The sequence below is a fragment of the Bacillus sp. RK1064 genome (assembly GCF_051488405.1).
In the GTDB taxonomy this organism is placed as follows: Bacteria; Bacillota; Bacilli; order Bacillales; family Bacillaceae; genus Bacillus.
Genome location: NZ_JBPSCZ010000001.1, coordinates 3,563,952 through 3,582,226 on the forward strand (window position 1 = coordinate 3,563,952; position 18,275 = coordinate 3,582,226).

19 protein-coding genes are annotated in these 18,275 nt (G+C 42.0%); 18 read left to right on the forward strand and 1 reads right to left on the reverse strand.

Features of this window, described 5'->3' with window-relative positions:
• The first annotated feature begins 14 nt into the window (after positions 1–14).
• The 15 genes from alaS to ACSSTM_RS18375 all read left to right on the forward strand — a co-directional run bounded on the left by alaS (position 15) and on the right by ACSSTM_RS18375 (position 15,523).
• Positions 15–2,651 carry an alanine--tRNA ligase gene (gene alaS, locus ACSSTM_RS18305; RefSeq protein ID WP_106038017.1) on the forward strand — a complete coding sequence of 879 codons (2,637 nt, stop codon included), beginning with the start codon at positions 15–17 and terminating at the stop codon, positions 2,649–2,651.
• Positions 2,652–2,740: 89 nt separating this feature from the next.
• Positions 2,741–3,007 carry an IreB family regulatory phosphoprotein gene (locus tag ACSSTM_RS18310; RefSeq protein ID WP_024718370.1) on the forward strand — a complete coding sequence of 89 codons (267 nt, stop codon included), beginning with the start codon at positions 2,741–2,743 and terminating at the stop codon, positions 3,005–3,007.
• 3 nt (positions 3,008–3,010) lie between these two features.
• A complete protein-coding gene (gene ruvX / locus ACSSTM_RS18315; RefSeq protein ID WP_034661502.1) occupies positions 3,011–3,427 on the forward strand; it encodes a Holliday junction resolvase RuvX in 417 nt (138 codons plus the stop codon).
• Positions 3,428–3,442: 15 nt separating this feature from the next.
• Entirely contained in the window at positions 3,443–3,727 is a 285-nt protein-coding gene (locus ACSSTM_RS18320) for a DUF1292 domain-containing protein (protein WP_003216483.1), read from the forward strand.
• A 154-nt stretch (positions 3,728–3,881) separates the two neighbouring features.
• Complete coding sequence (locus ACSSTM_RS18325) at positions 3,882–4,448, forward strand: biotin transporter BioY (protein WP_034661500.1); 567 nt, start codon at positions 3,882–3,884, stop codon at positions 4,446–4,448.
• A complete protein-coding gene (locus ACSSTM_RS18330) occupies positions 4,445–5,908 on the forward strand; it encodes an acyl-CoA synthetase (RefSeq protein ID WP_437404276.1) in 1,464 nt (487 codons plus the stop codon). Before ACSSTM_RS18325 ends, ACSSTM_RS18330 begins: the two co-directional genes overlap by 4 nt.
• Entirely contained in the window at positions 5,896–6,984 is a 1,089-nt protein-coding gene (locus ACSSTM_RS18335) for an acetyl-CoA C-acyltransferase (RefSeq protein ID WP_437404277.1), read from the forward strand. The genes ACSSTM_RS18330 and ACSSTM_RS18335 overlap by 13 nt, the downstream gene beginning before the upstream one ends.
• Before the next feature lie 73 nt (positions 6,985–7,057).
• Positions 7,058–8,140 carry an endolytic transglycosylase MltG gene (gene mltG, locus ACSSTM_RS18340; protein ID WP_437404278.1) on the forward strand — a complete coding sequence of 361 codons (1,083 nt, stop codon included), beginning with the start codon at positions 7,058–7,060 and terminating at the stop codon, positions 8,138–8,140.
• A 211-nt stretch (positions 8,141–8,351) separates the two neighbouring features.
• On the forward strand, positions 8,352–9,017 hold the full coding sequence (locus tag ACSSTM_RS18345; protein ID WP_034661491.1) for an O-methyltransferase: 666 nt from the start codon (positions 8,352–8,354) through the stop codon (positions 9,015–9,017).
• Positions 9,014–9,943, forward strand: a complete 930-nt coding sequence (locus ACSSTM_RS18350) for a peptidase U32 family protein (RefSeq protein ID WP_429677269.1) — start codon at positions 9,014–9,016, stop codon at positions 9,941–9,943. The genes ACSSTM_RS18345 and ACSSTM_RS18350 overlap by 4 nt, the downstream gene beginning before the upstream one ends.
• A gap of 20 nt (positions 9,944–9,963) precedes the next feature.
• Positions 9,964–11,232, forward strand: a complete 1,269-nt coding sequence (locus tag ACSSTM_RS18355) for a peptidase U32 family protein (RefSeq protein WP_429677270.1) — start codon at positions 9,964–9,966, stop codon at positions 11,230–11,232.
• A 7-nt stretch (positions 11,233–11,239) separates the two neighbouring features.
• Positions 11,240–11,872 carry a uridine kinase gene (gene udk, locus ACSSTM_RS18360; RefSeq protein WP_024423106.1) on the forward strand — a complete coding sequence of 211 codons (633 nt, stop codon included), beginning with the start codon at positions 11,240–11,242 and terminating at the stop codon, positions 11,870–11,872.
• A gap of 652 nt (positions 11,873–12,524) precedes the next feature.
• Complete coding sequence (gene greA, locus ACSSTM_RS18365; protein ID WP_007501433.1) at positions 12,525–12,998, forward strand: transcription elongation factor GreA; 474 nt, start codon at positions 12,525–12,527, stop codon at positions 12,996–12,998.
• A gap of 50 nt (positions 12,999–13,048) precedes the next feature.
• The gene (locus ACSSTM_RS18370) at positions 13,049–14,791 is read left to right on the forward strand and encodes a peptidoglycan D,D-transpeptidase FtsI family protein (protein WP_437404279.1); all 1,743 of its coding nucleotides are present in this window, start codon (positions 13,049–13,051) and stop codon (positions 14,789–14,791) included.
• 66 nt (positions 14,792–14,857) lie between these two features.
• The gene (locus ACSSTM_RS18375; protein ID WP_437404280.1) at positions 14,858–15,523 is read left to right on the forward strand and encodes a YrrS family protein; all 666 of its coding nucleotides are present in this window, start codon (positions 14,858–14,860) and stop codon (positions 15,521–15,523) included.
• A 38-nt stretch (positions 15,524–15,561) separates the two neighbouring features.
• Here the strand turns inward: ACSSTM_RS18375 and ACSSTM_RS18380 are convergent, their stop codons facing one another.
• Complete coding sequence (locus tag ACSSTM_RS18380) at positions 15,562–15,765, reverse strand: YrzA family protein (protein ID WP_034620637.1); 204 nt, start codon at positions 15,763–15,765, stop codon at positions 15,562–15,564.
• A 186-nt stretch (positions 15,766–15,951) separates the two neighbouring features.
• Here ACSSTM_RS18380 and ACSSTM_RS18385 point away from each other — a divergent pair, with 186 nt between their 5' ends.
• From ACSSTM_RS18385 to ACSSTM_RS18395, 3 genes are read left to right on the forward strand one after another with little or no spacing between them, the layout of a single operon-like run.
• On the forward strand, positions 15,952–16,593 hold the full coding sequence (locus ACSSTM_RS18385) for a class I SAM-dependent DNA methyltransferase (RefSeq protein ID WP_034661480.1): 642 nt from the start codon (positions 15,952–15,954) through the stop codon (positions 16,591–16,593).
• A gap of 15 nt (positions 16,594–16,608) precedes the next feature.
• A complete protein-coding gene (mtnN, locus tag ACSSTM_RS18390) occupies positions 16,609–17,304 on the forward strand; it encodes a 5'-methylthioadenosine/S-adenosylhomocysteine nucleosidase (protein ID WP_034661478.1) in 696 nt (231 codons plus the stop codon).
• A gap of 46 nt (positions 17,305–17,350) precedes the next feature.
• A complete protein-coding gene (locus ACSSTM_RS18395; RefSeq protein WP_060596846.1) occupies positions 17,351–18,274 on the forward strand; it encodes a PLP-dependent cysteine synthase family protein in 924 nt (307 codons plus the stop codon).
• Position 18,275: the final 1 nt, after the last annotated feature.

Consider the following 18,275-nt stretch of genomic DNA (forward strand, 5'->3'; position numbering starts at 1 on the left):
GGGAGGATTTTTGAATGAAAACTTTAACTTCAGCTCAAGTACGCCAAATGTTTTTAGACTTTTTTAAAGAAAAAGGACATGCTGTAGAACCGAGTGCGTCACTCGTACCGCATGATGATCCGACACTTTTGTGGATCAACAGCGGCGTGGCAACATTAAAGAAATACTTTGATGGCCGCGTCGTACCTGACAATCCGCGTATTTGCAACGCGCAAAAATCAATTCGTACAAATGATATTGAAAATGTAGGAAAGACAGCACGCCATCATACGTTCTTTGAAATGCTCGGCAACTTCTCTATTGGTGATTATTTTAAAGAAGAAGCGATTGAATGGGCGTGGGAATTCCTCACAAGTGACGAGTGGATTGGCTTTGATCCGAATTTGTTATCTGTAACTGTCCATCCAGAGGACGATGAGGCGTATGTTCTATGGAGAGATAAAATCGGTGTTCCTGAAGAACGTATTATTCGTCTTGAAGGAAACTTCTGGGATATTGGCGAGGGCCCAAGTGGACCGAATACGGAAATTTTCTATGACCGCGGCGAATCATACGGTGACGACATGAACGATCCAGAATTATATCCTGGCGGAGAAAATGAGCGTTATCTAGAAGTGTGGAACCTAGTGTTCTCTGAATTTAACCATAATCCAGATGGGTCATACACGCCGCTGCCGAAGAAAAACATTGATACAGGGATGGGTCTTGAACGAATGGTATCTGTCATTCAAAACGTGCCAACGAACTTTGATACAGATCTATTCATGCCAATTATTCGTGCAGTTGAAACCATCTCTGGAGAAAGCTATGGCGAGACAAAGGAAAAGGATACAGCATTTAAAGTAATTGCTGACCATATCCGGACGGTTGCCTTTGCTGTAAGTGATGGAGCGCTTCCTTCCAATGAAGGCCGCGGGTATGTGTTAAGACGTTTACTTCGCCGTGCAGTGCGTTATGCAAAAACCATTCACATTCACCGCCCGTTTATGTATGACCTAGTCCCAGTGGTTGCGGAAATCATGAAGGATTTCTACCCAGATGTACAAGCAAAAGAAGAATTTATTGCGAAAGTCATCAAAAATGAAGAAGAACGTTTCCATGAAACACTGAACGAAGGGTTAGCTATTTTGTCAGAAGTCATCAAAAAAGAAAGAGACAAAGGCAACACGCAGATTTCAGGTGAAGATGTCTTTAAACTGTATGACACGTATGGATTCCCTGTCGAGCTGACAGAAGAATACGCAGAAGATGAGAACATGACAGTGGATCGAGAAGGCTTCCAGGCTGAGATGGAGAAGCAGCGTGAACGTGCAAGAAATGCGAGACAAGATGTCGGCAGTATGCAGGTTCAAGGCGGCGCTCTAGGAGATATTAAAGTAGAAAGCACATTCGTTGGCTACGAAAATCTAACGGCAGATGCCCATATTGTCGAATTGCTTCAAAATGGTGAAATTGTCACAGAAGCACATGAAGGCGACACGGTACAAATCTTGTTAGATGAAACACCTTTCTATGCGGAAAGCGGCGGACAAGTGGCTGATAAAGGGACATTAAAAAGCGCTGAAGTCATCATCGACATTAAAGATGTGAAAAAGGCGCCAAACGGTCAGCATGTCCATGAGGGAGTGGTTGTAAGCGGTACAGCCAAAAAAGGACTTGAAGTCACTGCAGAAGTGGAATCAGCTCTTCGAAAAGGCATTGTGAAAAACCATACAGCGACACATCTTTTGCATCAGGCGCTAAAAGATGTATTGGGCAGCCACGTGAACCAAGCGGGATCATTGGTGAATGAAAACAGACTTCGCTTTGACTTCTCTCACTTTGGACAAGTGACAAAAGAAGAATTGTCTCAGATTGAAAAAATCGTGAACGAAAAAATCTGGGAAGGCATCTCTGTTGCGATTGACCTGAAGCCGATTGCTGAAGCAAAAGAAATGGGTGCAATGGCGCTCTTTGGCGAGAAGTATGGCGATATTGTCCGCGTGGTCCAGGTAGGCGATTACAGCATCGAGCTATGCGGCGGCTGTCACGTGCAAAACACGGCGGAAATCGGGTTGTTTAAAATTGCGTCTGAATCGGGTATTGGTGCTGGAACACGCCGGATTGAGGCTGTGACTGGTAAAGGTGCATACGAAGAATTAAATGACCAGCTGGCCATTTTAGAACAGGCAGCGAGTGAGCTGAAGTCAAATACGAAAGACGTACCAAAACGTATCGCCGCATTGCAGGCAGATTTAAAAGAGGCTCAAAGAGAAAACGAATCTCTTCTTGCAAAATTAAGCCAGGCTGAAGCAGGCTCTATTTTAGAGAAAGTGACAGAAATCGGCGGAGTGAAAGTGTTAACTGAAAAAGTAAACGCGAAAGACATGAACCATTTAAGAACAATGGTTGATGACTTAAAAGCCAAATTAGGATCAGCTGTCATTGTGCTCGGAGCCGTTCAAAACGGAAAAGTAAACATTTCAGCAGGAGTAACAAAAGACGTCATCGAAAAAGGTCTGCATGCAGGGGAACTTGTGAAGCAGGCAGCTGAAATCTGCGGCGGAGGCGGAGGCGGACGTCCAGACATGGCACAAGCAGGCGGTAAACAACCGGAAAAGCTAGAAGAAGCACTGGCAACTGTCGAAGAATCTGTCAAATCCGTTTTATAATCAGGCGATGTAGTGTAGAATAATGGTATTAGATGAGCGGTTAGAAAAAAGCTTGCTAGTAGAATGTTGGAAGAGAGGTGCAAGAAGCAGTGAGTTCATTTGATAAGACAATGAAGTTTAACTTCTCTGATGATTCAGCTGAAACCAATGTGAATGAAGTGCTCATTACAGTATATGACGCACTCCAAGAAAAAGGATACAACCCGATCAATCAAATTGTCGGATACTTGCTGTCAGGCGACCCTGCTTATATTCCAAGACATCAGGATGCACGCAACCTAATTCGTAAACTAGAACGAGACGAATTAATTGAGGAATTGGTTAAATCGTACTTAGAGACACATAAAGAGGCGTAAAACATGAGAATTTTAGGCTTGGATTTAGGCACGAAAACCCTTGGTGTTGCGATCAGTGATGAAATGGGATGGACAGCGCAAGGGATAGAAACAATTAAAATTGATGAAGCAGGCGGAGACTTCGGTCTCAGCCGCCTGTCTGAGATCGTCGCGCAATACGGAACGGATAAAATCGTACTTGGCTTTCCAAAAAATATGAACGGTACGGTCGGTCCTAGAGGCGAAGCCAGCCAATTATTTGCGAAAGTGTTAGAAAACACGTACAATGTTCCTGTTGTGCTTTGGGACGAGCGTCTGTCGACAATGGCAGCGGAAAAAATGCTCATCTCTGCAGATGTGAGCAGACAAAAGCGTAAAAAAGTCATTGATAAAATGGCGGCTGTTATGATCCTGCAAGGGTATTTAGACAGCTTAAATTAAAATGAGGTGAATCAAATGGAACACGGAGAAAAGCAAATTACAATCGTTGATGATAATGGAAATGAACAGCTTTGCGAAGTACTATTTACTTTTGAAAGCGACCATTTTAACAAATCATATGTTCTTTACTACCCAATTTCTGAGCAAGACAATGAAGAAATTGAAATTCATGCATCAAGCTTCACGCCGAACGAAAACGGTGAAGATGGCGAGCTAGAGCCTATTGAAACGGATGAAGAGTGGGACATGATTGAAGAAACGTTAAATACGTTCTTAGATCAAGAAGAAGACGAAGAATAGAACGAATAAAAGGCCTGTGAACGGATCTTGGTGATCTTTCTTCACAGGTCTTTTTTTACGATTAATATGTTAACTTTATTTTATTTTATGTTGACATAATAAACTGTACCTTTTACTCTATTTTTAACAATGAATTGAGTGAGGGGTATGAATATTGAAAATTCAAGACATGATGCAAATGGCGTTAATGACAGCGGTTATCGGAATGTTAGGGTTGATCCCGCCGATTTTACTTACGTTTACACCTGTACCAATCACATTGCAAACGGCAGGTCTTTTGCTTGCTGGGGGGCTGTTAAAGCCAAAACAGGCACTGATCAGTTTACTTCTGTTCCTCTTGGTTGTGGCAGCAGGCGCACCTCTTTTGTCTGGTGGGAGAGGCGGAATAGGGGTCTTTTTTGGACCAAGCGGTGGTTTTTTACTAGCTTATCCAGTGGCTGCCCTTATGATCAGTTTGTGGCTGAACCGTCTGAAAAAAGTAACCGCTCTGCGTCTTTTTATGATCTATGCGGTATGCAGTATCGGGATTTTATATCTATGCGGTATTCCTTTTCAAGCCATGATGATGGATATAAAGGTCACTCAGGCAGCTCTTCTTAGTCTGATTTATATTCCAGGTGATCTCATCAAAGCGGGCATGTGTGCCGTTCTCACGGTGAAAATCATTGAGGCCATGTCATATCGAAAAAGGGATGTGCATAAAGGGAGGCGTGCGGTTTGAACAGAATAACGGATAGCTATGCATTACTTGCAGAAATGAACCCAGATCATATCGCTATCATTGATGGAAAAGAAAGGATCACTTATCAAGATTGGTATGATCGTGTCCAGATATCGGCACAATGGCTGCAACGAACGGCTCATGAGCAAAAAAGAGTCGCTTTTTTATTATCAAATGGTGCTTCTTTCTTGCAAATATTTGCTGGCGCTGCTTGTGCAGGGTGGACAGCTATCCCGCTTGATCCGAGATGGGGCCATGAGGAATGTGTAGAAAAGCTCTTGTTAAGTGAGGCAGCTCTCGTCATTATAGAGGATCGATATATGAAAAGATTTGAAAAACACAGCGTAGACATGACGGTTTTTTCTTTATCTGAATGGAAGGAAAGAATGAGCCTGATCACACAAGGTCCATATAACAAAAGCGACAGCGAGAACGACCCTGTCTTTTATATGGGATTTACGTCAGGATCAACGGGTTCACCTAAAGCCTTTATCAGGCGTCAGCAGTCATGGATCGAAAGCTTTCGAACGACAGCGGATACATTTGGAATCACTCATCAAGATCATGTTCTTATAGCAGGCACACTCTTATCCTCTCACTTTTTATATGGTGCCATTAGTACCCTATACTTTGGCGGCACAGTGACGCTTTTAGAAAAATTCACGCCAGTGAAAGCAAAGAAAGCTTTAGAGACAGGAGACATCACTGTTATGTATACTGTCCCGACAATGACAGAATCGTTACTGCAAATTAATGCTTTTGAGGGAGACAATCCGTTTCTTGTCATATCATCCGGAGCAGATTGGGGCATCTCTTCAAAAAAACAACTCGTCACCAACTATCCGCATGTCACTTTTTTTGATTTTTACGGCACATCAGAGTTAAGCTTTGTTTCCTACTTATCTTCAAATGACTTTCTGCAAAAACCTTCTTCTGTCGGACGACCCTTTTCTTCCATTCAAGTCGAAGTGAGGCGGGCCGATCAATCTGTCTGCCAGCCAAATGAGACAGGAAGAATTTATGTGAAGAGCCCAATGTCTTTTTCAGGCTACTTACATGAGGTGAAACCGCCGGAGGAGTGGCTGACAGTTTATGATATGGGCTGGATGGATGAAGACGGCTATTTGTATATGAGCGGCCGTGAGAATGGCATGATCGTCTATGGGGGGCTGAATATTTTTCCGGAGGAAATTGAACGCGTGCTAAATGAACAGCCCGAGGTGAAGCGGTCGATTGTGGTTGGCATTCCTGACCCATATTGGGGTGAAATTCCTGTTGCCATTATTGAAGAAGGACAGCAGACAAAGACGGTTCGGCAAGCTGTCAAAGAAAAATTGGCTGCCTACAAGATGCCTAAAAAATGGCTTGTCATTGATCAAATGATTGAAACATCTGGGGGAAAAATAGCACGTGCCAGCATGAAAAAGTGGGCGGAGGAGCAGTTGTCATGCAAGCAGTAATCGTACAAGCAAAACGAACACCCTTCGGTGATAAAAACGGGATGCTGAAGGATTATCGTCCAGAGCAATTAGCCGCGCCCCTTATTCAGCATTTGTCTCAAGGGATGACGCCGGACGACGTCATATTAGGCAATGTTGTAGGAGGCGGCGGAAATATGGCCCGTCTGTCCTCATTAGAAGCAGGGCTTTCTTTGCACGTTCCTGGTATGACGATTGATAGGCAGTGTGCCTCTGGTCTTGAAGCAATCCGAACAGCTTGCGTCATGGTTCAATCAGGGGAAGGCTCAATGTATATCGCTGGCGGGACTGAGAGCATTTCCAGATCACCAATGAAAGAAAGAGCCCGCTTTTCACCTGAATGGATAGGAGATCCGTCTATGGGCGAAGCAGCAGAGCTGACCGCCTCGAGATTTTCTGTTACAAGAAAAGAACAAGATGATTATGCGCAATTAAGCTGGGAAAGAAGTATAGACGCAATCAAACGTGGTACATATTCAGAGGAAATTGTTTCGATTAGCGGACTGAGCATTGATGAAGCGGCCGCTAAAATAAGACCGATGAAGAAGCTGATCCAGCGGGCAAAGCCTGTATTTTCACCGGGAAAAGGATCTGTGACTGCCGCCAATAGCTGCAAAGAAGCAGACGGGGCAGCAGCGGTCGTTGTGATGGAAAGAGCGCTAGCGGAGGCAAATGGGTTTCAGCCAATGCTGCGATATGCCGGAAGTGCTGTTGCGGCAATGCATCCCAATTTTCCAGCTGCTGCGCCGATTGATGCGATGAAGAAACTTCTAGATCAAGAGAAAATCAAGGCAGAGGATGTTGCACTGTTTGAAATCAATGAAGCTTTTGCTCTGAAAATAGCGCTGATTGCTCGTACGCTGGATATTCCTTATGACCGAATCAATAAAAGAGGCGGTGCACTTTGTCTTGGGCATCCATATAGCGCATCGGGCGCTGCGATGATGGTGAGACTATTTTATGAAGCGCGCACCTTACCGAATGGAAGCTATGTCATGGCTGCTATTGGGAGCGGTGGCGGCATTGGTTTAGCCGTATTATGTCAAGTTCTGTCATGACATGCATGTGCAAGTAATTGCCGAACTCCGTCGAATCATGTACTATAAAAGCTAGATGTGAGGAGGGCCATGCATGTTTTCAGAACAAAAGAAACGACCATTTTTTAAAAGAAAAATGGGGATCGTCCTGTTATCTGTTCTTGCTGTCATCATCATTGCAGCATTATCAGGCTTTTTATATGTTAAATCAGCACTTGGACCGGTCGATCAAAAAAGCAAACAAACGATTAATATTCATATTCCTAATGGGACATCTGTCCGTGAGATTGCGGGCATTTTAAAAGAAAATGGGCTCATTTCGAATGACTCGATTTTCACTTATTATGCAAAATACAAAAATGCGTCCGGCTTTAAAGCAGGATACTTTCATTTGAAACAAACGATGGACGCAGACACGCTGATTCAAAAGCTGACATCTGGAGGGACAGACTACGCCTTTCAGCTTGTGATTCCAGAAGGAAAACAGCTGTCTGATATTGCGGCGGTTATTGCAAACCAGACGCATTTTTCAGCCAAGGAAGTGGAAGCAAAGCTTGATGATCCTGCGTTTATTCAAACGTTAATGAAAAAATATCCGAAAACGGTGACTTCACAGGTAAATGGCAAACAGGTGAAACATCCGTTAGAAGGTTATTTATTCCCTGCGACGTATCCATTTTATCGTGAGGATGAATCACTCGAAACGATCATTGAAACAATGATTAAACAAACAGATCAATACGTGAAAACGTATGAAAAAGACATGAAAAAGACAAACATGTCCATACATGATGTGTTAACGATGGCATCACTGATTGAAATGGAAGCGACGGAAAAGACGGATCGAGCAAAAATCTCTAGTGTATTTTATAACCGGTTGAAAAAGGACATGCCGCTTCAAACCGACCCAACCGTTCTTTATGCACTGGGAGAGCATAAATCCCGCGTTTATTACAAAGACCTTAAGGTGAAATCTCCTTATAATACGTATAATAACAAGGGGCTGCCGCCTGGACCTATTGCAAATGCTGGTGAATCTTCATGGAAAGCGGCACTGCATCCAGAGAAAACGGATTATGTGTATTTCCTTGCGAAGAAAAATGGAGAAGTCGTCTTTACGAAAACGTTAAATGAGCACAACAAAGCGAAAGCAAAATACATCACAGGCAGTAATTAATGTACATGTGAATCGAAAAAGACTGTAGACAATACAAGATTGCCTGCAGTTTTTTTCGTTGAAATATCCATTTTATAGGTTCGCAATTACCACTTCTTTGTGGTAAAATATATCGGGTTGTTTTTACTTAGATGAACGAAAGATTGACGAGAAAGAGAGCTGCAATAGGCAGGACTCTTCTTTTTCAGGTCATGAAGGAGCTAGACAAATAATGACTATCGAAGATGATCAAATCAATGATTATATTGAACATTTAATTCACCCAAGTCCTGATGCAATCGCTCAATTAGAGGTATACGCAAAAGAGCACCATGTGCCAATTATGGAAAAGGTGAGCATCGAACTTTTACTGCAGTTGCTGTCGATGAAAAAGCCGAAGAAAATTCTTGAGGTTGGGACAGCGATTGGCTACTCCGCCATTCGAATGGCGACAGCTCTGCCAGATGCTGAGATTTATACGATTGAGCGAAATGCAAAACGCTATGAAGAGGCGACACGGAACATTGAGGAATTAAAGTTAAAAGAAAGAATACACGTGTTCTTTGGTGATGCCATGGAATCGGCTAAAACAGTCCAAACGATGGCGCCCTATGATGTGATCTTTATTGATGCCGCAAAAGGGCAGTACAAACGTTTTTTTGAGCTGTTTGAACCGATGCTTGCTCATGACGGAATGATTATTACAGACAACGTATTATTCAAAGGCTTAGTGGCAACGAACTATGAAGAAGAAATAGAAGATAAAAGAAAAAAACAATTAATTGGAAAAATTGATCGATACAATCAATGGCTTATGTCAAACCCCGATTTCCAAACGTGTATTATTCCAGTTGGAGACGGGATCGCCATTAGTACTAAAAGAGGTGACCAATCATGAAAAAACCAGAATTGCTTGTGACGCCAAGCAAGGTGTCAGATGTACTGCCATTAATTGAGGCGGGAGCTGATGCATTCTTCATAGGCGAACAAACATACGGTATTCGTCTTGCAGGCGAGTTTTCAAGAGAAGATGTGAAACAGACGGTTGAGCTGGCACATGCGCATCACAAAAAAGTGTATGTGGCGATGAACGCGATTTTTCATAATGACCGTGTGCAGCTGCTTGGAGATTATTTAACCTTTCTCGATGCATTAAACGTAGATGGCGTCGTCTTTGGAGACCCAGCAGTGATCATGGCCGCAAAGGAAACTGGGGTGAGCCTGAATCTCCACTGGAGTACAGAAACGACTGGGACAAACTATTACACTTGTAACTACTGGGGCAGAAAAGGCGCAACGCGTGCTGTTCTTGCCAAAGAGCTGAACATGGACAGTGTAATCGACATTAAAGAAAATGCTGAGGTGGAAATCGAAATTCAAGTTCATGGCATGACATGTATGTTTCAATCGAAACGTACGCTCATTGGCAACTACTTTGAATACCAAGGCAAACAAATGGACGTTGAAGGCAGAAATATGGAGGAAGGACTATTCCTTCATGACCAGGAACGTCAAAACAAATATCCTATTTTCGAGGATGCAAACGGCACACATATTATGAGTCCTAATGATGTGTGTATGATTGACGAATTAGAAGAATTTGTTGACGCAGGCATTGACTCTTTTAAAATTGACGGAATTTTAAAGTCACTTTCTTATATGACAGAGGTGACGTCACTATATAGAAAAGCAATTGATTTATTAGTGGCTGACAAAGACGCCTATGAAGATCAGAAAGAGGACTGGGTGAAGCGGATTGAAGAGATTCAGCCAGTGAATCGTTCAATTGATACAGGGTTCTTCTTTAAAGAAACGGTTTATTAATATAAGAGGAGGCAGAGGAAATGGCACTATTGAAAGATGGTATTTCTGAAATGATTGACGGGAAACGTGTCATTACAAAAAAACCAGAACTGCTTGCACCAGCAGGAAACTTGGAAAAGCTGAAAATTGCTGTACATTACGGAGCAGACGCTGTCTTTATTGGCGGGAAAGAATTTGGACTTCGCTCAAATGCCGATAACTTTTCAATTGAAGAAATGGCTGAAGGCGTCGCATTTGCAAACAAATACGGTGCACGAATTTATGTGACAACGAATATCTTTGCCCACAACGAAAACATGGACGGACTTGAGGAATACCTTCAAGGGATTGAAGGCGCTGGAGTAGCGGGCATTATTGTGGCTGACCCGCTGATCATTGAAACGTGTAAACGTGTCGCACCGAAGCTTGAAGTCCATTTAAGCACACAGCAATCTCTTTCGAATTGGAAAGCTGTTCAGTTTTGGAAGGAAGAAGGTCTTGAGCGTGTGGTGCTTGCTCGCGAGACAAGTGCGCTGGAAATTAGAGAAATGAAAGAAAAGGTCGATATTGAAATTGAAACGTTCATTCACGGTGCAATGTGTATTGCTTACTCTGGCCGCTGCGTGCTCAGTAACCACATGACGGCAAGAGATTCTAACCGCGGAGGCTGCTGCCAGTCCTGCCGCTGGGATTATGATCTTTATAAACTAGAAGGTTCTGAGGAAGCGCCATTGTTTGGAGAGGAAGACGCACCATTTGCGATGAGTCCAAAAGACTTAAAGCTTGTCGAATCCATTCCTCAAATGATCGAAATGGGAATTGACAGCTTGAAAATCGAAGGGCGAATGAAATCAATTCATTATGTGGCAACTGTCGTGAGTGTATATCGCAAAATCATTGACGCCTATTGTGCTGACCCGGACAATTTTGTCATTCAGCAGGAATGGTTAGATGAACTAGATAAATGCGCAAACCGTGACACAGCGCCAGCCTTTTTCGAAGGTGTACCAGGAACGGATGAACAAATGTTTGGCATTCATGGAAAGAAAACGACATTTGATTTCGCAGGTCTCGTTCTTCATTATGATGAAAAAGAACAAATCGTCACATTGCAGCAGCGCAACTTCTTTAAAGCTGGCGATGAAGTCGAATTTTTCGGACCAGAAATTGAGAATTTCACATGCAAAATTGAGACGATTTGGGATGAAAAAGGAAATGAACTAGATGCCGCTCGTCATCCGCTGCAAATCGTAAAATTCAAGCTCGATCAAAAAGTATACCCTAGCAACATGATGAGAAAGGGGAAATAACAGGCACATGAGGAGTAAACCAGTTGTCATTGGAATTGCTGGCGGCTCGGGTTCAGGTAAAACGAGCGTCACCAATTCGATCTATGAAAAATTTAAAGGACATTCCATCCTCATGCTTCAGCAAGATTTATATTACAAAAATCAAAGTCATATGCCATTTGAAGAGCGCTTGCTTACGAATTATGATCATCCGCTTGCATTCGACAATGACCTGATGTTTGAGCATTTGGAACAGCTCCTAAGGTACGAATCCATTGAAAAACCAATATATGATTTCAAGCTAAACACACGTTCAGAAGAGACTGTCCATGTTGAACCAAAGGATGTCATCATCGTTGAAGGTATCTTTGCACTAGAAGATGAACGTCTAAGAGACTTAATGGATATTAAACTGTATGTCGATACAGATGCAGACCTTCGCATCATTCGCCGCATTTTACGCGATACAAAAGAAAGAGGCCGTTCAATCGATTCTGTGATTGAACAGTATGTATCTGTTGTCAGACCAATGCATAATCAATTCATTGAACCGACAAAGCGATACGCCGATATCATCATCCCAGAAGGCGGCCAAAACCATGTCGCGATTGACTTAATGGTAACAAAAATTCAAACGATTCTTCAAAACCGAGCAGAGTAAATGGTGGAGAAGAAAAAGACCTTTACATTGTAAAGGTCTTTTCAACATCATGATAAAGAGAATAAATACCAATATTTCACTTGTTTCTATAAGTAGAAGCTGCTTAAATATTTTTAGAAGGAACACCTTGAATGAAAGATTTGGTATGATAGGAAAACAATGATGTGAAATAGATGTAGAAAAATGCCGTTTTCAAGCTGAATATTGAAGTTGTTTCGATTTTGTAATAGTATATTAAAAAAACGACAAACAAATCATCACAAATTTTCAAACAATTCTTGATCAAAAAGCAATTTTGTAATAATATAGCATAGACATATCGTACACTGACCATATTATGTATTGGAAGATGGAGAATGGATAAGCTATTCTTCTACATATGATCGAAATGGCGAACGAGGTACAGGAGCTTCCTGTGCCTTTCCACAGTTTGTGCGATGAAGATAGATCATCTTTAGACCACTGAGAGTGGTTCTGTCTGAAAAAAGGCCTAATAGTTGCATCTAAAAGGGACGCCATGTAAGATGGACTTTTACAAATATGGGACAGAAGGAATGAGGGCCTGAAGAAGTCCTCATTCTTGTATATTTCAGTCGTCACTCACGTGCAGAAAGTTTGTATGATGAGGATTAATAGAAGGAGTGAATGATTCATGGCACAAGAGAAAGTATTTCCAATGACAGAAGAAGGAAAACGTAAATTAGAAGAAGAGCTTGAATATTTGAAAACGGTTAAACGTAAAGAGGTTGTAGAGCGTATTAAAATTGCTAGAAGCTTTGGAGACCTCTCTGAGAACTCGGAATATGATTCTGCTAAAGAAGAGCAAGCGTTTGTAGAAGGCCGTATCACAACGCTTGATAATATGATTCGCAATGCCAAAATTATCGAAGATGAAGGAAACTCAAATATTGTCTCACTTGGTAAAACAGTCACATTCGTTGAATTACCAGATGGAGAAGAAGAGTCTTACACAATCGTTGGAAGTGCAGAAGCTGATCCGTTCGAAGGAAAAATTTCAAACGATTCACCAATCGCAAAAAGTCTGTTAGGCAAACAAGTAGACGACAAAGTAACCGTTCAAACACCTGGCGGAGAAATGTTCGTCCAAATTGTAAAAATTTCATAATCACGTTTATACGATAAACACCTCGTCCACAATAGGGACGAGGTGTTTTTATGCGCAAAAAACGTAGAATTCAATGGACAGGTGCTATTATTTTTATGCTGCTGCTCGGTCTTCTCATGAGACTGGCAGAAATTCAACTGTTTTTCACAGAATCTTTTTCAAAGCTTGATATCAATTTAATACAAGAAAGTGTCAAACAGCGTACAGAAGAAGTGGTCATTTCAGATGGCCGCGGTGAATTTTTAGATCGAAACGGCGAAGCGCTTCTCACAAAAGAACAGCCCGCGGTTATCTTATTTCCTTTTCTGCAATATGATCTTCCTCATTTAAAACAAACCGCCTCTATTCTCGAGATGGAAGAAGATGAACTCAAAAAACAGCTGACAGAAACCAAAAAACCTCTGATTCTCAAAGATGACATCACGAAAAAAAAGCTGAAAGACATCAATGATATGAAATATTCAGGTGTTTACGGCGTATATATGAAAGAGAAGGACAAAAAAAGACTTGCCCTTCACACATTAGGCTTCACGAGTGAAAATCCAGAATTGCTCAGAAAGCGTTATCCTGACAAAAAAGAGCTTTCCATCCGTACAGAAATCGGTACTTTTGGGCTGGAAAGTACCTTTGACGAATTTCTATTACCCGAGCAAGACACAAAATTGTTATATCATGTGGACGGAAGGGGAAACCCTTTGTTTGGAATGGACGTCAAATATACAGCAGAGGCTCATTCATTTTATCCTCTTCAGGTTCAAACAACAATTGATGAAAACATGCAAGCTGAAATGGAGAAAGTTCTGAAAGAACAAGGAGTCGAAAAAGGCGGGGCCGTTCTGCTCGACATTGAAAGCAGCAGCGTGCTGGCGATGGCGAGTACGCCAAATGTCACAAGCAAAAACCGGCATGAGGCAAGAAATTATATGCTGACTGCCATGGCACCAGGCTCTGTCTTTAAAACCGCTGTACTTGCCGCAGCAATCGAAAAAACCCTCGACCAGCCACAAACGATGTATGACTGTCGAAAGAATTTATATGGAGAGCCAGAAGGAACGCAGGAAGTGCTGAATCTGTCTGAGAGCTTTTCGCAGAGCTGTAATTATACCTTTGCGACACTTGCTGGCAAGCTTATCCAAACAGATGATCAAATCATCGAAAAGACGGCTGCAAAGCTTGGACTCATTGATCGAGCTGGCTGGGAAGGGGATGTCTATCATAAGCAGCATTTCAAACAGTTTGATCGTGAAGAAACCGGCAGTGTGTGGGGAGATAAAAGAGACAAGCATGTCAAAAAAGCCATTGCCCAAACCGCAATAGGACAAAAAAATGTCAAAACGACTCCTTTGCAAATCGCCAATATGATGGCATCGATTGCGAGAGGCGGAGAACGAAAAGAAGTGAAAATCGCTGAAAAAGTGCTGTATCAAAACGGAACAACGATGCTAACCTTTCAAAACAAACGACCGGAAGGAGACAGTATTGACCGCTATACAGCTCAAAAGCTGCAAAAGTACTTAAGGCAGGTGGTGACGTCTGACAAAGGAACAGGAAGAAGGTTTCAAGATCTTCCATTTGATGTAGCGGGGAAATCAGGCACTGCCCAAACCGGCAGTAAAGATAAAAAGGGGAATCCGCTTTATCATAAGTGGTTTGCTGGGTACTTTCCGGTGGAAAAACCAAAATATGCTCTTGTCGTTGTTCACCTTGATGAGGCAAGTGGCCGGGCTAAGACAAATGATGCGTTTTATGATATTGTAAAAAAGGTCAATGAAATTGAAAAGAAACAGACATAGAACATCCCTTCATGTCATGTTAGAATAGTAACGACTTAGGGAACGAGGCAAAGGAGTGCAGAGATTTTGAGTAGAAATTCTCGATTTGAACATCGTGATAAGCGCAGAAAGGCGAATATGGTGCTTAACATATTAATTGGTATCGTTGTGGTGCTTATTTTGGTTGTCGCATCGAGTTTGTTAATTTTTAATAAACCGAAAGATACAGATGTAGCGAAAGAACCATCAAAAATGGCGCCTGCAACAAGTGAAAATAAACAAAACTCAGAAGAAGATGTGAAAGATCAAAAGAAAGACACATCCGATGATTCAGATGCAAAAAAAGAGGACTCATCTGATCAAGACGACGATACGAAGAAGACAGATGATGAAGAAGAGCCTAATAAAGATGCGTTAAAAGACGCCAAAGAAACAGACGGCGGCAAAACGAGTGACGTAGACAAAACATATGAAAGCGATGACTGGGAGCCTGTAGGAACAGAGCAATCCGGTTCACATACAGCAACCTATGATTCTAACTCAAAAGACTGGAAAGAAATGATCAAAGCCATGTCCTATGCGACGGGGATTTCAGAAGATCAAATGACGGTTCTTTGGTTAGGAAATAACGGAGGTCCTCAAGATGCAAAGGGAACCATCCGTGACAAATCATCAGGTGAACGCTACCGCGTGGAAATCACATGGGTAGATGAAAAAGGCTGGAAACCTGTAAAGGTTGAAAAATTAAAATAAACATGAAAAAAAGATAGCAGATATGCTATCTTTTTTATTTAGATATTCGCCTTAAAATGAACAACCGCTGTATACAAAATCCGGTCATCAATCACAGTCGTTTGATGACTGACAGAATGAACAGTCAGCAAGATTGCCTGATTATGTTCAATTTGTTTTTGGATCTTTTGTTCAAGTTCTTTTAAAGACGATGCTTCAAAGAATTCAATTTTATCCTTTAGAAAATCCAACTGAAAATCCATTTGATTCACCCCTCCATACTCTCCATTCATCTTAATCTCTCGCCTCTAAAAGGGCAAATATTTTTCTACCCCTCCCAGTATTTTTTAGTAGGAAAGAAACAGAAGATGTGGTAGGATAAGAACTGTTCGACGAATTAAAGCATACTATACGCATAGGAATAAATAGATAAAGTGGAGGGAAAGAAAATGGGACGTGAGTTTCTTTCTTTATTTGATCATTGGGCTGAGTCTTATGACGACACGGTAAGTGGTCATGACGAGCAGTATGAAGAAGTGTTTCGCCGGTATCCGGCCATTTTAAAAGAGATTGTAGAACGTTCAGGTCAATATGTCCTTGAGTTTGGAAGCGGCACGGGGAATCTAACAGTGGCACTGCTTGCAGCTGATAAGAACGTGTTTGGTGTTGAACCATCAGACGCCATGAAGAAAGCGGCTCTTCAAAAGGGAGTACCCGATGTGTTTCATGATGGGGATTTTTTATCATTTCCAGCACTGCCATTTGAGCCGGATACGATTGTCAGTTCATATGCTTTCCACCATTTAACGGACGAAGAAAAAAAACAAGCCATTCACACCTATAGCAACATCCTTCACTCAGATGGTAAAATAGTCTTTGCTGATACAATGTTTCAAAATCAAGCTGCACATCAAGCGGAAATCGACAAAGCGAAAGCCGCAGGATTCGATCAGCTTGCTGAGGATTTAGAAACGGAATATTATCCATCCATTGATGTGCTAAAACAAATCTTTGAAGAAGAAGGTTTTAGCACGTCCTTTCATCAAATGAATGATTTTGTTTGGATCGTAGAAGCGAAGAAAAGGGAATGAAAGGATGTTTTTGATTTGAAAATCGCAGTCATAGGTGCAATGGAAGAAGAAGTGACAATATTAAGAGATCAACTAAAGAATGCTACACAAGAAAACATCGCTGGGTGTGAATTCACAACAGGTGTTTATGAAGATAAAGAAGTGATTTTATTAAAATCAGGGATTGGAAAAGTAAATGCAGCGGTCAGCACAACACTTCTGCTTGACCGCTTTCAGCCGGATTATGTGATCAATACAGGATCTGCTGGCGGTTTCCATCACACATTAAATGTAGGGGATATTGTCATTTCTACTGATGTTCGACATCATGATGTGGATGTGACAATCTTTGATTACGAATACGGACAAGTACCAGGGTTGCCAGCTGCTTTCGCTGCAGACGAAAAGCTTGTGAAGCTGGCAGAGGAATCGGCTTTAGAGATCGATCATATTCAAGTGGCAAAAGGAACAATTGCAACAGGAGATTCGTTTATGAATGATCCGGATCGTGTAGCGTTTGTGAGAGAGAAGTTTCCAGAACTATATGCGGTGGAAATGGAAGCCGCAGCTGTTGCACAAGTTTGCCAGCTCTTTGGAACGCCATTTGTTGTCGTTCGAGCGTTATCTGATATTGCAGGGAAAGAATCCAATGTCTCCTTTGATCAATTTCTTGAGCAAGCAGCGATTCACTCAACCGACCTTGTCTTGCGTATGATAAAGCAAACTCAATAAAAGAAGGGGTTCCCCCTTCTTTTCCATACAAAGGAAGGGAAATCATATGGCTGTCATAAAGGATATTACAGAATTAATTGGCCGCACACCGCTTTTAAAGCTGTCAGGGATTGGCATCCCAGATGGTGTAGAGGTGTATGCAAAGCTTGAAATGATGAATCCGGGTGGAAGTATTAAAGATCGTTTAGGTGATATGCTCATAAGAGAAGCATTGGCATCTGGCAAATTGCGTCCAGGCGGAACCATCATTGAAGCAACTGCTGGAAACACAGGAATTGGGCTTGCCCTCAGTGCAAGAAAGCATCAATTGCGGACCATTTTTTGCGTACCAGAACATTTTAGTCAAGAAAAACAACAGCTAATGAAGGCGCTCGGTGCAGAGATTATTCATACACCAAGAAAAGAGGGCATGAAAGGTGCGATTGATCGAGCCCTTGAACTAGAGGCAAGCCTTGACAATGCCTATTGCGTTTTACAATTTAAAAACCAAGTAAATCCATTGACTTACTATAAAACGCTTGGCCCAGAGTTATGGTCCGACCTACAAGGAAACATTGATGTATTCGTAGCAGGAGCGGGATCTGGAGGAACTTTTCAAGGGTGTGCTGCCTATTTAAAAGAGCAGCATCCGGCGTTAAAAACAATTGTTGTCGAACCTGAAGGATCGATTTTAAATGGAGGAGATCCGGGCCCGCATAGAACGGAAGGAATCGGCCTTGAATTTATCCCAGATTATATGGAATCTGCTTTATTCGATGAGATTTATACGGTCAGTGATGATGATGCTTTCCAAATGGTGAAAGAAGCTGCTGAAAAAGAAGGCGTTCTCATTGGAAGCTCTTCAGGTGCCGCATTATATGCCGCTTTAGAGGAAGCAAAGAAGGCAGCACCTGGGACAGTCATTGTCACCATTTTTCCTGACAGCAGTGAACGCTATTTAAGTAAAGGAATTTATGAGGGAGGAAAATAGA

Excerpts from the sequence above, each read along its gene's own strand:
- alaS (WP_106038017.1), top strand. The coding sequence starts at position 15 with ATGAAAACTTTAACTTCAGCTCAAGTACGCCAAATGTTTTTAGACTTT.
- ruvX (WP_034661502.1), top strand. The coding sequence starts at position 3,011 with ATGAGAATTTTAGGCTTGGATTTAGGCACGAAAACCCTTGGTGTTGCG.
- ACSSTM_RS18320 (WP_003216483.1), top strand. The coding sequence starts at position 3,443 with ATGGAACACGGAGAAAAGCAAATTACAATCGTTGATGATAATGGAAAT.
- ACSSTM_RS18335 (WP_437404277.1), top strand. The coding sequence starts at position 5,896 with ATGCAAGCAGTAATCGTACAAGCAAAACGAACACCCTTCGGTGATAAA.
- mltG (WP_437404278.1), top strand. The coding sequence starts at position 7,058 with ATGTTTTCAGAACAAAAGAAACGACCATTTTTTAAAAGAAAAATGGGG.
- ACSSTM_RS18345 (WP_034661491.1), top strand. The coding sequence starts at position 8,352 with ATGACTATCGAAGATGATCAAATCAATGATTATATTGAACATTTAATT.
- ACSSTM_RS18350 (WP_429677269.1), top strand. The coding sequence starts at position 9,014 with ATGAAAAAACCAGAATTGCTTGTGACGCCAAGCAAGGTGTCAGATGTA.
- ACSSTM_RS18355 (WP_429677270.1), top strand. The coding sequence starts at position 9,964 with ATGGCACTATTGAAAGATGGTATTTCTGAAATGATTGACGGGAAACGT.
- udk (WP_024423106.1), top strand. The coding sequence starts at position 11,240 with ATGAGGAGTAAACCAGTTGTCATTGGAATTGCTGGCGGCTCGGGTTCA.
- greA (WP_007501433.1), top strand. The coding sequence starts at position 12,525 with ATGGCACAAGAGAAAGTATTTCCAATGACAGAAGAAGGAAAACGTAAA.
- ACSSTM_RS18370 (WP_437404279.1), top strand. The coding sequence starts at position 13,049 with ATGCGCAAAAAACGTAGAATTCAATGGACAGGTGCTATTATTTTTATG.
- ACSSTM_RS18380 (WP_034620637.1), bottom strand. The coding sequence starts at position 15,765 with ATGGATTTTCAGTTGGATTTTCTAAAGGATAAAATTGAATTCTTTGAA.
- ACSSTM_RS18385 (WP_034661480.1), top strand. The coding sequence starts at position 15,952 with ATGGGACGTGAGTTTCTTTCTTTATTTGATCATTGGGCTGAGTCTTAT.
- ACSSTM_RS18395 (WP_060596846.1), top strand. The coding sequence starts at position 17,351 with ATGGCTGTCATAAAGGATATTACAGAATTAATTGGCCGCACACCGCTT.